Annotated in this window: 16 protein-coding genes; 14 read left to right on the forward strand and 2 right to left on the reverse strand. The window is 65.7% G+C overall.

Features of this window, described 5'->3' with window-relative positions:
- Positions 1-273 precede the first annotated feature (273 nt).
- Positions 274-711, reverse strand: a complete 438-nt coding sequence (locus ACFCZF_RS09740) for a pyridoxamine 5'-phosphate oxidase family protein (protein WP_376671203.1) — start codon at positions 709-711, stop codon at positions 274-276.
- Positions 712-1,378: 667 nt separating this feature from the next.
- Between ACFCZF_RS09740 and ACFCZF_RS09745 the strand changes: the two genes are divergently transcribed.
- The 4 genes from ACFCZF_RS09745 (at position 1,379) to ACFCZF_RS09760 (ending at position 5,090) form a co-directional block, all read left to right on the forward strand.
- Positions 1,379-1,957 carry a hypothetical protein gene (locus tag ACFCZF_RS09745; RefSeq protein ID WP_376671204.1) on the forward strand — a complete coding sequence of 193 codons (579 nt, stop codon included), beginning with the start codon at positions 1,379-1,381 and terminating at the stop codon, positions 1,955-1,957.
- A 3-nt stretch (positions 1,958-1,960) separates the two neighbouring features.
- On the forward strand, positions 1,961-3,076 hold the full coding sequence (locus ACFCZF_RS09750) for an MAB_1171c family putative transporter (RefSeq protein ID WP_376671205.1): 1,116 nt from the start codon (positions 1,961-1,963) through the stop codon (positions 3,074-3,076).
- A 25-nt stretch (positions 3,077-3,101) separates the two neighbouring features.
- Complete coding sequence (locus ACFCZF_RS09755; protein WP_376671281.1) at positions 3,102-4,289, forward strand: amidohydrolase family protein; 1,188 nt, start codon at positions 3,102-3,104, stop codon at positions 4,287-4,289.
- 246 nt (positions 4,290-4,535) lie between these two features.
- Positions 4,536-5,090, forward strand: coding sequence for a hypothetical protein (locus ACFCZF_RS09760; RefSeq protein WP_376671206.1), 555 nt, complete (start codon positions 4,536-4,538; stop codon positions 5,088-5,090).
- Between the two features lie 41 nt (positions 5,091-5,131).
- Here ACFCZF_RS09760 and ACFCZF_RS09765 read toward each other — a convergent pair whose 3' ends face one another.
- Complete coding sequence (locus ACFCZF_RS09765; RefSeq protein ID WP_376671207.1) at positions 5,132-5,968, reverse strand: helix-turn-helix transcriptional regulator; 837 nt, start codon at positions 5,966-5,968, stop codon at positions 5,132-5,134.
- A 374-nt stretch (positions 5,969-6,342) separates the two neighbouring features.
- Here ACFCZF_RS09765 and ACFCZF_RS09770 point away from each other — a divergent pair, with 374 nt between their 5' ends.
- From ACFCZF_RS09770 to ACFCZF_RS09815, 10 genes are all read left to right on the forward strand, one after another.
- Positions 6,343-6,657 carry a transcriptional regulator gene (locus ACFCZF_RS09770; RefSeq protein ID WP_376671208.1) on the forward strand — a complete coding sequence of 105 codons (315 nt, stop codon included), beginning with the start codon at positions 6,343-6,345 and terminating at the stop codon, positions 6,655-6,657.
- Positions 6,657-7,031, forward strand: coding sequence for a hypothetical protein (locus tag ACFCZF_RS09775; RefSeq protein ID WP_376671209.1), 375 nt, complete (start codon positions 6,657-6,659; stop codon positions 7,029-7,031). The genes ACFCZF_RS09770 and ACFCZF_RS09775 overlap by 1 nt, the downstream gene beginning before the upstream one ends.
- A 57-nt stretch (positions 7,032-7,088) precedes the next feature.
- Entirely contained in the window at positions 7,089-7,676 is a 588-nt protein-coding gene (locus ACFCZF_RS09780) for a WhiB family transcriptional regulator (protein WP_376671210.1), read from the forward strand.
- Between the two features lie 61 nt (positions 7,677-7,737).
- Entirely contained in the window at positions 7,738-8,097 is a 360-nt protein-coding gene (locus tag ACFCZF_RS09785) for a hypothetical protein (RefSeq protein ID WP_376671211.1), read from the forward strand.
- Positions 8,097-8,957 (forward strand): hypothetical protein, encoded by an 861-nt coding sequence (locus ACFCZF_RS09790; RefSeq protein WP_376671212.1) that lies wholly within the window; start codon positions 8,097-8,099, stop codon positions 8,955-8,957. The genes ACFCZF_RS09785 and ACFCZF_RS09790 overlap by 1 nt, the downstream gene beginning before the upstream one ends.
- Before the next feature lie 47 nt (positions 8,958-9,004).
- The gene (locus ACFCZF_RS09795) at positions 9,005-9,688 is read left to right on the forward strand and encodes an ATP-binding protein (protein ID WP_376671213.1); all 684 of its coding nucleotides are present in this window, start codon (positions 9,005-9,007) and stop codon (positions 9,686-9,688) included.
- On the forward strand, positions 9,688-10,041 hold the full coding sequence (locus ACFCZF_RS09800; protein ID WP_376671214.1) for a DUF4326 domain-containing protein: 354 nt from the start codon (positions 9,688-9,690) through the stop codon (positions 10,039-10,041). The genes ACFCZF_RS09795 and ACFCZF_RS09800 overlap by 1 nt, the downstream gene beginning before the upstream one ends.
- Positions 10,038-10,457 carry a DUF6195 family protein gene (locus ACFCZF_RS09805; protein WP_376671215.1) on the forward strand — a complete coding sequence of 140 codons (420 nt, stop codon included), beginning with the start codon at positions 10,038-10,040 and terminating at the stop codon, positions 10,455-10,457. The genes ACFCZF_RS09800 and ACFCZF_RS09805 overlap by 4 nt, the downstream gene beginning before the upstream one ends.
- A gap of 62 nt (positions 10,458-10,519) precedes the next feature.
- On the forward strand, positions 10,520-11,572 hold the full coding sequence (locus tag ACFCZF_RS09810) for a DUF2637 domain-containing protein (RefSeq protein ID WP_376671216.1): 1,053 nt from the start codon (positions 10,520-10,522) through the stop codon (positions 11,570-11,572).
- Between the two features lie 76 nt (positions 11,573-11,648).
- Entirely contained in the window at positions 11,649-12,206 is a 558-nt protein-coding gene (locus ACFCZF_RS09815) for a hypothetical protein (RefSeq protein ID WP_376671217.1), read from the forward strand.
- Positions 12,207-12,711 lie beyond the last annotated feature (505 nt).

Genomic DNA, 12,711 nt, shown 5'->3' on the forward strand with positions numbered 1-12,711 from the left:
GTTGTTGGGATGTTCTTTCTTTGTTGGGGGTCGTCTATGTGTTGTTTTCCGCGTGCCCGTTCGGCGTGGCTTTTTCTGCCTCCCCCCCCCCCCCCCCCCCCCCCCCGACACTCGCGCGGTCAGCAGGCCGAAGGTCATTCAGCTCCACGAGGTCGATGAGGTCCACATACAACCAAACGTCGCAGCCGGGTGAGCGCCCTGATGTTCCCTGGGCGGTCCACTCGAGGAGCATGTCGACGGACTGTGGTCTCGGCCCGCTTCGCCCTCAACTGCTTAGGCGGCGGCTTGGGCTGCCTGAGGTCGAGCACCCAACGTCTGCCCCGTCGCCCGTTCGACCGAAGTCAGAAGGACAACGCGCTCAGGGTCTGGCGCCGGCGTGCGGCCATATCGCTCCCCGTAACGAGTAACGGCGTCTTCGACCACCGCCTCGTCGGTGCATATCTCCGCCACGCCTTCAAGGGTGGCCCACCGGCCGCCGTCGACCTGACACACAGCCACACGGGCTTCGCCCCCGCCCGCGAGAACGTTCGCTACTTTGCGACTTGCTTTGCGAGTGATAATTCTGGCCACACCGGCAGCGGCATCCAACGTCACGCCGACCGGTACGACATGCAGTCGCCCATTGGGCTGCAGCGTGGTGAACGTGCACAGGTGGTACTCGGCCCAGAACTCCAGGTAGCTGTCCGGCTGGGCGGATATCACGTTCGACATGACTGAAAGCGTAAACGCCGCAGTTGACCGAACCATCCCAGGGTGACCGCCACCACACCCACTCCGATCAGCCGCGTTGCCCACTTCGCAGGCGTCTGCAAGCGCACCGGCCCCACCTAAAGTCTCAGGTTGATAACGGAGTCGCCCATCAACTTGCTAAGGTTGATCCGTTCACGCCAGGTCATAAAATCGCAGTTCAGAGCCCCGTACGGGATTGAACAAGGTTGGTTTACGGCACTTTGACCGGTCGGAGTTACTTGCCACCTACACGAATCGATCGTGTTTTCTAGGCAACGTCCTGTCGGAAGCGTCACGTACTGTCCAACGAGGTTCCCGGGAGCTCCACGGGGCAGCCCCGCTCGCGTGTTCGCGTACGTGATACCCGAGCAGACGGGAAGTCCCGGATGCCCTGGCATCCCTCCCTCTGCGAAGGGGTCTAGTGGGGCGCAGTCGCAGCCGACTGCGGTCGTTTCCGGCGCCGGGAACCGGACGTCATCGACATGGGCGGGGTGTCGCCCAGCTCGGGGGAGCCATCACAGCCGGTTGGAGGGATTACTCAGTGTGGTCGGATAAGCGTGGTCGAGACGCGGCGGAGCCCATGGTTCCCGCTCAGGACGGAGTCACCCGCCGTCGCCTTGAGCGCTGGCGTACAGCCGCAGCCCGGACGGTGGAGAAGGATCTGCACCGACTGATTAGGCGGGAGCTGCAAGACCTCGGGGTCACTCCCCCGCTCGACGTTCAGGACCTTTGCGAGAAGCTGAGCCGACGGCGCGGGCGCCCTCTGTTTCTGCGCGAAGCTCCGCTTCCCAAGCCCGGCCCCTCGGGCATGTGGGCGGAGTACGACACCTACGACGTGATCTTGTACCAGCAGGAGACGACCGACCTGCACCAGGATGGGATCATCCTGCACGAGGTCGGGCACATCCTCGTGGCGGAGAACGAGGAGGCAACCAAGGACTCCGCCCGCGAGGTGGAGACGGACACAACGGATATCGCCCCTGATGAAGACGCGGCAGCCGTCGACGTGGAGGGGTGGGCCACCCTGATGCCGGTTTTCGGTACTGAGGCGGTTAAGCGTGTTGCCCAGCGATGCTCGTACGACGACGGCGAGGAGTGCTCCGTCGAACTCGTGGCGACGATCATTCTGGAGTGGTCGGCCCTGCTCGCAAGCTCCACTCCTCCGGCTGATGATCCCGCCCTGCGACGGGTCGAGGCAGCTCTTGGTGACCGGCGAGGATGGCTGTAACTCGTGGAACTCCTGCTCTTGGGGCTCCTGACCGCGCTGGTCTGGAAGCTCTACCAGTGGAAGCGAAGCCCTCGTGACGCTCCTCTTCGCTCGGTCACCCTCTGCCTGCTCTGTGCCGCACTCTCGTACCCCGTAGCGATGCCCGGCGGCGCGTCCGGCGTCGACACCGTCGCCGGGCATGGGACGGCGAAGCTGATCCAGAACGTGCTGCTGCTTCTCGCGGTGCACTTCCTGATGTGCTTCTACCTCTACTCCGCCGCCGACGAGGACGCGGGCCGACGCAGGGCCCGGAAGGAAGCCGTCGTTGTCGCGATCGTCGCGGTGGCGATCACCGTGGCCGCCGAATCTGTGCCGCACGAGGTTTTCGCCGGCTCCTTCAGCACGGCCGACATGACGACTCCGCAGATCTCGTTCTTCTACGGCGGCGCTGGCCTCTATCTGATGTACGCGCTGGGCATGGCGTGCCGGTGGACTCGCCGCTACGCCCGCATGTCCCGACGCCCGCATTCCACCGGTCTCTGGATGGCGGCCGTGGGTCTGGGGGCGATGGCGGTGGCCTGCGCGATCCGCGCCGTCATCGTCGCCGTTCGCGCGGCCGACGTAGAGGTCCCTGGGCCGCTGATGGCAGCCGTCGCCTTCCTCCTGGTGGCGTCCAACCTCACGTTCGCGGCGGGCATCACGTATTCGGGAGCCCGAGCCCGGATCTCATCCCTCCGCCTCTGGCTCCGCCACCGACGGGATCACCGCCGCCTTGCCCCGTTGTGGGAGCTGCTGGCGGAGACGTACCCGGACAACGTGCTGCGGCCGGCGTCCCCAGCGGCCTTGGACAGGTGGCGGGCTCGTGGCGTGCACCGGCGCTACCACCGTCGCATCGTGGAGTGCCGCGACGGTCTGGTGGACATCAGCCCGTACCTGCTGGATGAGGGCGACGACACCACAGTCCTCAACATCGACTCCGCCGAGCTTGCCGCCCGGCTCCGCCGGGCCTCCGCCCGGATCGAGAAGGGCATCCCCGCTCCCCGCCGCGCGGTTCCTCTCGCGATGGCGCTGGGGAGCGACCGGGAGTCGGATGTGAAACAACTGATTGCGGTATCCGACGAACTGCGCGCAGCCGCATGACCTCGCAAGATCAAGGAGCCATACGATGCTGATTACCGGTGGACGAGTGCTCGTACACTCGGGGACCTACCTGGAAGACGGCGCCGTTCTCATCGAGGGCGAGTCGATCGCTGCCGTCGGACCGCGCACGGAGATCGAGGAGCGGGCCGCGGCCGACGTGCCCCGATTCGAATTCGGCGGAACCCTCCTGCCGGGGCTCGTCGACGCCCACGTGCACCTGGCCTTCGACGGCGGGCCTGACCCGGTGTCCACCCTCCAGGGCTCGACGGACGAGACCCTGTTCGAGGACATGCGACGTCGCAGCCACCAGCTTCTGGAAAGCGGTGTCACCACGGTCCGGGACCTTGGTGACCGCAACGGATTGGCGCTACGTCTGGCTGCCGAGATCAACGACCGTCGTACGCCGGGACCGAGGATCGTCTCCGCAGGCACCCCGGCGACCACCGTGGGCGGGCACTGCCACTTTCTCGGCGGCGAAGTCTCCGGCGAGAGCGAGATCCGCGAGCTCGTGCGGCGCAACCTCGCGGCCGGGGCCGGAGTCATCAAGGCGATGGTCACCGGTGGTGGTCTGACGAAGGATGGCCCCAAGAGCCACCAGTCGCAGTTCACGGCGGAGGAATTGGCCGCTCTAGTCGAGGAAGCCCACAAGGCGGGCGTGCCCGTCGCGGCCCACGCCCACGGTGCCGACGGCATCGCCTCCGCCGTCGAGGCAGGCGTCGACACCATCGAACACTGCACCTGGATGTCTAGCGATGGCCTGGACTTTCGGCCCGACGTGGTTCAGCAGATCATCGCGAAGGACATCACCGTCTGCCCGGCCGTAAGCCCGCACTGGCAGATGCTCCCGCGCTTCTTCGGCGAGGAGCGCGCCAACGCGATGTTCGATCTGGTGCGGCAGATGTCCAACGCCGGAGTCCGTCTGATCGCGGGGACGGACGCGGGCGTGCAGCGTGCTGGCTTCGACGGACTTGCTCAGGCCCTGTCGTTCTACTCGCACCTGGGTCTGTCGAACGCCTCGATCATCGACATGGCGACGACGCAAGCGGCTGCTGCCCTGGGCCTGGGCGAGATCACAGGGAAGGTCGCTCCCGGCTACCGAGCGGACCTCCTCCTGGTGGACGGTGACCCGCTCGCGGATCTCTCCGCACTGAGCGGAGTCCAAACTGTGTTCGCCTCCGGTCTGCGCCACGAACCGAACGGCACGGCGCAGTAAGAACGTCACGCTGGTGCCCTGTTTCCTGCCCCTCGCCGGTCCCGGGAACAGGGCACAAGTGCCGCATCAGGCAACGTTCGCCCCTGTCGCCGGCCAGCTAGAGTAGTCGGCCGGCCGCATGGCGGTCTCCGCAAGCGATGCAGCGGCGGATCATCTGTCCGCTCCTCATGGTTGGCATGGCCGGTGCCGGTAGAGGAGCAGCCGGGTGGTTCGATGCGCATAAGTACGGCTTGTACCGTAGGCGGCATGTCTGTGGATATTCGTAGCGTGTTGCGTAAGCAGGAGAACGAGCTGCAGCGCTTTCGCCGGAACCTGTTCTCTACGGATCCAGCCGATAGCGGCCTGGCCTCCGTACTGCCCAAAGACGTGCTGGAGCAGTTGCGGGCGGAGGGAAAGACAGTGCCGCACCGTTTCGGACCGGTGCGCTCAGTGACCGACCGGCATGCTCTCCTGACTGTCGTCGGGGACATCATCGACCAGGCCGTACTCCTGGAGCGTCCTGGCCGGGAAGGGGCTGTGCTGACACTGTCGTTCGCCGCGCGGCACAAGCAGCTTGGCACTCGCCAGGCAGTCGACCCATGGGAGGCACGGGCCTGGGTGGAAGCGATCGTGGGCCCCAAGTGGCTGCCACACTTCTACTCTGCTGGGGCCCTGAGCGGCTCCACCGCGGACGGGACCTCGAAGTCGAGGCCGTTGACGACGCAGTACTTCTACCTGTTCCTTGACGCGGACGGTGTCCCGCACGCCGAGCCAGAACATCAGCTCGGCACGCAGTTGACCCCGCTCGTTCATACGCCCTGACGATCATCAAACCCCAGGGCGAACGTTGCTTGATGCGGCACTTAGTTGGTGGTGCTTGGACCGGCCTTCTTGTCCAGCTCGCTGGCGAGGTCGTTCAGGATCGAGAGCACATCGGCCGGCAGGCCCTCGTCGCTCATTCCGCGGGCCCGGACTCGGCTCACCTTGCCCTGCTTGGCCGCCGACATGAGGCGGAGCCCTTCGTAGACCTGTCGGGCGACGGACTCGTTCGGCTCGAAGTACAGCTTGGAGACGTCGAAGAAGTTGGCCAGACCTTCGAGGACCATGGGCACCGGTGCATCGGCTCCACCCGTCCGCAGGGCCTCGATGTCCTCGGCCGATGTGACCTGTGAGCCCGCGTAGGCGTTCACCGAGTCCGCGATCTCTTGATCCCCCGGAGCGGTTCTGCCCGGGTAGGAGCGCTCCAGCAGGAGAGTGATCTTCTCAGCCAGCGTCTCCGGCACCTTCCCGGCCTCGGTGGCGTCATCGTCAGCCTCTCCGAAAGACCGGTCCTGGGCGCGCTTCAGCTCGGCCTCGGTCACCCCGTACGCAGCCGCCAGGAGAGGGACGTACCGGTCCTTGAGCCGTCGGACGCCCTGTTCAGCTCCAGCCACCGGCCCATCACTCTTGGTCCCGATGACCGCCCGCGTCTCGTACCGGTAGAGGCCGGCGTCGCACCGCAGGTCAGTCAGATCGGGCACGCCATCGCGCGGGAACAGGTCGTCCAGATCCCGGTTCAGCACCCTGGCGAGAGCAGGCAGCTTCTCTTGATCGGGTGTCGTCGCTCCCGACTCCCACCCCGCCACGGTCGAGTCCGCAGCGCCGAGGACGGACGCCACGTCGGCCTGCGAGACGTCCGCGGCTCGACGTACCGCACGCATACGTTCTCTGTCGACACGGCGAGCTGGCATCGGACCTCGTTTTTTTGGTGACCCGAGGAAACTTCGGGCTGTTGACTTTTTATGCGAACCGAGATAGCTTCATCTTAACGAAAAACGAGGGGGTTCGCACCCCTCTCAGCCTTCGCTCACCTGCGGTTCCCATCGCGGACCGACTTGATGGAAAGGGGCTACCGCACGTCACGCAGGCGCTGCCCTTCTCCACAAAAGCCATCGGCGCCCGAGAGTTCGCACCTCTCGGACGCCAGACAGCTCGTGATCGGCAGCCCTCGACAGGGGCGCTGTTCACTCGCACGGCCACTCCGTGTCCTTTCGCACGGCACGACGGAGCGGCCTACCACATAGAGGAGTGTCCCATGTCCCCTACCACGGGCTGCAACCCGAAGGTGGAGATCCCTTCGGGCCCCGCCGAACGGCTGGCGGCGCAACTGGCTTCCATGCTGCCGGAGGCCGCTGTCGTACAGGTGCGTCTCCAGGGCCCCCGGACCCTGTGGCCCCACCTTGGGCTCACCGCCGTGAACGACCGCGGACGCACCCTTCGCGTTCCTCGGGCGAAGGCGCTCACCATCGCCCGGTGGATCATCCGCTCGTTCCCCAAGGCCGGATGGGCGGCCTCCGGCGGGCACGCATTCGACCTGCGGACCGCTGAACTGCGCGGGCTGGAAGCGTGATGGCGGCCGTGGCACCGGCGAACGCTGGCCCGCCCGTGGACTTGCAGGGGCTCGCGGCCGTGGTCGGCCTCTTGGCTCAGGCCGGCGGCCTGGACGCCCTGTTGGGCAATCAGGCTACGGACTCCCGCGACAAGCGACTGCACATCGGGTACAGCGAAGCCGCTGAACGGCTGAACATTCCAGAGAAGTGGCTGCGTGAGCGCATATCAACGCTGCCACACCGAAAGTTCGGGAAGTTCGTTCAGTTCGCGGAAGACGACCTCCGCACTATTTCCGACATGCACTTCGTCAACCCTTGCGCAAAGACCCAGGCGGATGACGAGTCGCTAATGATGACGCTGCAGCCATCCAAGCGCTCTCGTAAGCGTACCTGATCTCCTCTCGCGCCCGATTGCAACAATACGCGGCGCCGCGAACATCGCGAGACATAAATGAGCACTGCCATATCCAGCCTCATCGAGGCCGCACACCAGGGAAATTGGCTGCCACTGATAGAGCAGTCGAAGAAGGCCCCGGGCAAGCACTGGGCGGAATATGCCCAATGCGCCAACCAAGACATCAGCATCTTTGTCCCTATCGCCGACGGTCCACGCGAAGACCCTGACTTGGTGAAAGCCAAATTGGGGATCTCCCTTAACCGCCCTCGCTATCTCTGCGCGTCATGCCCGTTGGCCGTCGCTGCCCGGTGCTTGGTGGAATCCCTCAAGGATGACGACGAATACGGAATCCGGGGCGGTCTTCTGGCTTCGGAGCGTTCAGAGCTGCGGCGTGCATGGCAGGACCGGGACAGGGAGAAAGCCGTAGAAGGCGCGCTTCGAGGGTGCACTGCGGCCTTGACCAAGCCTGCCCGGGACGCCGTGATTGCGCGCTTCGCCACTGATCCCTCGCTGGACGCTACAACCGTCGCTCGTGGCCTCGGCGTAACGCACGAGTACCTGCTGAAGCTCGCCCGTCGGTACCGAAAGTCGCAGGCCGGGCGGGGCGCGCCCTCGGTCCACGTCGTCTCAGACGCGGCCTGACGCGGCTCCGAGGAAACGATTCTTCCGCACGGCGGACCCTGCGTTCACGGGAGTTCTCTCCATGCTTCAGAACAGCACCTCCGGATTTCGGCACGCAAATATCAGTGCCGCGATCCGCGAGATTGCACCTACAGCCGCACTCGTGCGGGTCTATCCCGAGCACCGGTCTGTTACCCACCTCTTCGAATCGGACTTCTACCGCATGCTTATCGACCGCAGGACCGAAGAAGAAGTGGCGCGCATGGTCAGGCGCGGATTTGGCACGGTCGCAGACTGGCGTCTTGCCCACGATTTCTACCTTCCCACCGAAACCCTGTACCTCACTCCGGAGCCGCACCAGAACGGCTACGTTCCGGAGGACGACCACTCTTTCGGCCTTTCCCGCCACCGTCGAATAGCGATAGTTGGCGGTGAACACTGATGAGCGACATAGCGACCGAACTGGTCTGGTCACAATCAGAGTCGTGCAGGGGCTCGCGCCTCGTCATGCTGGCGCTGGCCCGAGAGGCGGACGACGACGGCAAGGCCACGCTGACCTTGGACGAAATAGCCACGCTCACCCGTCTGACACCTCGCTCGATAACGAAGTGCCTCGGAGAGCTGACAAAGCTCGGGGAAGTCAGCCACGAGCGGGGAGGGGGAGCCTACAACCCGAACACCTACTCGATCCTGCTGTGCGACGATGGGGCTGACCGTATCGATTCAGAGAATGAACGTCCTACTCCCAACCTTGAAGATTCGGAAGAGGGAACTAGGTTCCAGGAAGCTCCTTCCCAGAACTCCGCTTCGGAATCCGGAAGTGGGAAGTTTCAGCACACGGATTCGGAAGTTTCTTCCTCGCGCGTACGTGGTGGTAATACTCCCTACGGGAGTATTACCACCACCAAACAGCAAGCTAGCTTGCTGGGGTCACGTCGAGAAAACACCACCGCCAAGCAGGAATCGGTGAGGGTTCCGGGCGGAGCCAAGGACCTGGTAACAGCCATAACAAGCGCTGGAATGCTCGTCGGTTGGCGATTGACCGAATACGAATGGGATCGGGTAACAGCTCTCGCAGCACGCTGGGGAAATGACCGGCTGGTCGAGGTGGTGGCGCGGCGGTGGAACGCCGACCGCCCCCCGCAGTCCGCCCGTTATCTGCTGCGCATCTGGGCGGATCTCCCGTCGCACGCTTCCGCAGCAGCCTCCCAAGGCGATGTCGTGCCGTTGCGACGACAGCCCCCGGGCTGGATTCCCTTTCAGAACACCGCTTCCCCCAGCGCCTATCAGAACGGATTTTGATCATGGCAGAGCCGCAACGTGCGGGCAGCGCCAGGTCAATGCGCGCAATGGAACGAATACTCGCGGCGAAAGGACTTCAGGTCGTGCCGGACGTCGACCCTGCCGACGAGGCACCGGAAGAGAATCCCGGAGACCGCGAGTGGCACAGCCGGGCTCGGGCCGACTACGCCCTGAGCCGCTGGCGGAGGGCAACCCCACCCCGGTTCCGTGACGCTGATGCCACGCTGCCGGAGGTCGTCCAGTGGGCCGACCGGGCACTCGCGGACAACGCCGCCGCTGGCGCTCTGCTCCTCACCGGCCTTACGGGGACGGGCAAGACGCACCAGGCATACGGGGCCTTGCGGAGGATCGCGGCCGGCGCACCGGACCGCTTCGAACTGATCGCCGTGAACTCGGCAGACATGTACGGCAATCTGCGCCCTTCACAGGTCATGGGCGCCGCGGAACGCGAGCTGCAACGACTCAGCCGGGTCCAGTACCTGTTCCTCGATGACCTCGGTACGGCGAAGACCTCGGAGTGGACCGAGGAGGTCACGTACCGGCTGATCAACTACAGGTACAACCACTGCCTGCCGACGATCATCACGTCCAATCTTCCGGCCCGCGATGAGAACGGTCCGGACCTGAGCGACTTCGTCGGGGCGCGCGTGGCGAGTCGTCTGGCGGAGATGGTCACGACCCTCGTACCGATGATCGGCGCCGACCGGCGTCGTGGCGGGAGGGCGGCCTGATGCCCGTCCGCCTTCGCGGAGCATCCCGCGACGCCGCAGCACTGTCCACAACCTGTGCATACGTCGGCCCGTACAGCCGGTATGCGAACCCGTTCACGGCCGGGGCTCGCTCTCCGCTTGGTCCTCCGATGGACGCTGCGGAGGCGGTGGATCTCTTCGCGGTCACCCTCCGGGGACCGGTCGGGCGCCACTACGCCGCTCGCTTCGCCCAAACGCTGCGCGGGCTCGACCTGATGTGCACATGCCCCCTTGACGCTCCGTGCCACGCGGACGTCCTCCTCCGCCTCGCCAACGCGCCCGACGGAGAGGGAACCCAACCCCGCACCACAGATCTTCTGGAAGGCCCCCGATGAGTCATCCGATCATGTTCGCTGCGGCCAAGCACCTCTCCACCGCCGAAGAGCGACGCAAGACCGCTCGGGAGGCCGCCTTCCGCTCCTGGGGGCCCAGGTCGATCACCGCCGCCTCGAAGTACGCACGCACCCTCCTGGGGGACGCCGCAGTCACGCTCGACTGGGAAGTGCTGGGCTTGCTCAGCTTCGAGGAACACCTGCAAGCCTTCGCGTCCCTCGACACGACCGGGGGCCAGCACCTGGAGCTGTACTACACCGACCAGGGCGGCACAGAACGAATCTCGTTGCGGGTGTCGTGCGTGAGCTGCCCGAGTCAGCATGTGCACGAGGTGACGTCCTTGGAACAGCTCGGACTGCTCCTCTCGCAGACCCCAGCCTGGCAGGACATCGACCCCCGCGAAGGGGGCAACCTCTGATGGTCCGCGCGTACATAGGTTCGGCAGCGGCCGAACGGCAAGGTGTCTGCAACCTCCGCGGGATGACGGCCTGGGACCGCTCTGCGATCATCATGCTCGGTGCGGCCGGCTTCGCGTTCTCCTATGACGCTCTGCGGCAGATCGCGATTGCGATCCACGCACGAGAGAGCCTGAGCTACTTGTTTCCGGTGTTCATCGACGGGTTCATTGCGTACGGCGTCCGAGCGATCGTGCTCCTTCGTCACCAGCGCTTCGGCGCTCGGCTTTACGCCTGGTTTCTGTTCCTTTCGGCGACCGGCGCGAGTCTCGGCGCGAACGCATTGCACGCCATTACGTTGAACGGCGGTCCGCGAGCCGGACGGTCCGCGCTGCACCTTGCGGACGGTGTCGTCGGCGTGCTGTCGACGCTCGCGCCGCTCGCCCTGGCGGGCTCGGTGCACCTGTACATCTTGATGGCGCGGACCGCCGAAGTGTCGGTCCCGGACGGTGCAGACAACGGTCCCGGACCGGTCCGCCGGGATGTCCCGTCGCTCGAAAGGATCGAGTCACAGCCGGAACCGCGCCCGCTTGAGACAACGTCGGTGGACGAGCCCCAGACCCTCCCCGTCCGTCCGTCCGCTGCAGAAAGCTCTCTTGAACCTACCGTTGCCTTGCGCAAGCACGTGGGTACCCAGGCCGGTCGCTCTCATATGGGAGTCCCCCATCCGGCTCCGTCCACAGGTGCCGACGGTGCGGGCGGAGACCGGTGCGAAGAGGACGGACCGTCTGTAGCCCTCGCGGACCGTGGGGAGTCGACGGGGCCCTCCTCGGCGGCGGAGCTGTCTGTCCCCGCGGCGGTCCGCCCACCTGCGGACGGCGAACAACCGCCCGTCCGGGACGATGCCGAGTCCCCACAGGATCGGGAGGCTGACGACGAGTGGCTGGCGGATCTGCTGCCGATCGCTCGGGCCGCTTCCGAGCAGGCCGGACGGATCAGTCGTGATGCGGTGGCAGGTGCCGTCCGCGCACACCAGCCGATCAGTAACGACCGCTTGGGTGTGCTGCTGGCGCGGCTGAAAGAGGAGGAGGAAGAGGCGGGGAGGACACCCGCCGCTGCCTCCAGTGCCCTCTGGTGATCTCATCGCATGAGTGCCCCAGGGCCTCTACTGCGAGAGCAGTAGAGGCCCTGGACGGCCGCTTGATCAGGAAGGAATGACCATGTGGCTTCGCCGACGAGTCCGGGCGGAGGACACAGCCCCGCGCGACGCCGCGCAGGCGGCATCTGCACTCGCGCTTCATCTCCAGAGCGGCGGCAAACTTGCGCCGATCCAGGTGGACGGCCTTCCTCTCGCGGACGGGAAAGTTGCCTTCGCGGACGTAGCGTGCTCGACGGCCCGCTTCTACGGAACTGAAGTCGTCTACCCGCTCCCGGCCGGCTACTTCGAGAACCACCCGACGTTCGGCCAGCAGTGGGTGCCCAACCGACGCCTCGATGCCCGGCGGTCCCAAGAGGTGGAGGACGCCGCTGTGCCGCAGTGGCGCGATCACACCGCGGCGCGAGTGGTGCTCACCTCTGCCGGAGTACGACTCAAGCCGGCCGGGTCGCCCACCTGGCTGCCCTTCGACCACGCCCTCCTGACCGAGGTGTCGGTGGGACAACCCGAAGTCGTGCTCTCGTACAGCGTGTGCGCGCCCGTGCTCCTCTCCGGCCCGGCGGCGCCGTTGCTCGGCGTAGCCATCGAGCACCTGCGCCGTTGCTCATCTGCATAGGGTCCAGAGCGACCAAATGCCCTCTCCACCACAGAAGTCGGAGCCTAATTCCTGGAATTAGGTTCCGACTCTTTTGCTGATTCGAGTTGTCCGCGGACCTCTGCAAAGATTCAGGCACGGCCAACGCCGCAAGGCGTTTCCTGGCCGTTGGAGCTTCGTTTGTCGAAACTCCCCTGGACATGGAGAGGGGCTGATGGCCTTGATATGAGAGACAGCTCTAGCTGCGGAATCAGCCAATTTTCACTCTACAGCGATTAGCGCGCATTCGGCGATCCGCACCGCTTACTCAAGTCGTCGCCTAGCGCGCCCATTTCTCCGGCGGATGCCGGTTACAGCCGAAGGGGTGTTTCCCCCTCTCTTCCGCGAAGGGGTGTTGGGGGGGCCCCCCCCCTCCTTGGGGGGGCATCCCAACCCCCCCCCCCCCCAACCCCCCCCCCGCCCCTCCCCCGCCCCCCCCCCCCCCCCCCCTCCTCCCTCCCCGCAAGGGGCCCCACCCCGCCCCCCA

It is taken from the genome of Streptomyces sp. NPDC056296 (assembly GCF_042268605.1).
Taxonomy (GTDB): domain Bacteria; phylum Actinomycetota; class Actinomycetes; order Streptomycetales; family Streptomycetaceae; genus Streptomyces.

Coding starts and splice junctions, on each gene's coding strand:
- ACFCZF_RS09810 (WP_376671216.1), top strand. CDS start 10,520: ATGACGGCCTGGGACCGCTCTGCGATCATCATGCTCGGTGCGGCCGGC.
- ACFCZF_RS09775 (WP_376671209.1), top strand. CDS start 6,657: ATGGCGGCCGTGGCACCGGCGAACGCTGGCCCGCCCGTGGACTTGCAG.
- ACFCZF_RS09740 (WP_376671203.1), bottom strand. CDS start 711: ATGTCGAACGTGATATCCGCCCAGCCGGACAGCTACCTGGAGTTCTGG.
- ACFCZF_RS09765 (WP_376671207.1), bottom strand. CDS start 5,968: ATGCGTGCGGTACGTCGAGCCGCGGACGTCTCGCAGGCCGACGTGGCG.
- ACFCZF_RS09795 (WP_376671213.1), top strand. CDS start 9,005: ATGGAACGAATACTCGCGGCGAAAGGACTTCAGGTCGTGCCGGACGTC.
- ACFCZF_RS09755 (WP_376671281.1), top strand. CDS start 3,102: ATGCTGATTACCGGTGGACGAGTGCTCGTACACTCGGGGACCTACCTG.
- ACFCZF_RS09770 (WP_376671208.1), top strand. CDS start 6,343: ATGTCCCCTACCACGGGCTGCAACCCGAAGGTGGAGATCCCTTCGGGC.
- ACFCZF_RS09805 (WP_376671215.1), top strand. CDS start 10,038: ATGAGTCATCCGATCATGTTCGCTGCGGCCAAGCACCTCTCCACCGCC.
- ACFCZF_RS09815 (WP_376671217.1), top strand. CDS start 11,649: ATGACCATGTGGCTTCGCCGACGAGTCCGGGCGGAGGACACAGCCCCG.
- ACFCZF_RS09785 (WP_376671211.1), top strand. CDS start 7,738: ATGCTTCAGAACAGCACCTCCGGATTTCGGCACGCAAATATCAGTGCC.
- ACFCZF_RS09800 (WP_376671214.1), top strand. CDS start 9,688: ATGCCCGTCCGCCTTCGCGGAGCATCCCGCGACGCCGCAGCACTGTCC.
- ACFCZF_RS09760 (WP_376671206.1), top strand. CDS start 4,536: ATGTCTGTGGATATTCGTAGCGTGTTGCGTAAGCAGGAGAACGAGCTG.
- ACFCZF_RS09780 (WP_376671210.1), top strand. CDS start 7,089: ATGAGCACTGCCATATCCAGCCTCATCGAGGCCGCACACCAGGGAAAT.
- ACFCZF_RS09790 (WP_376671212.1), top strand. CDS start 8,097: ATGAGCGACATAGCGACCGAACTGGTCTGGTCACAATCAGAGTCGTGC.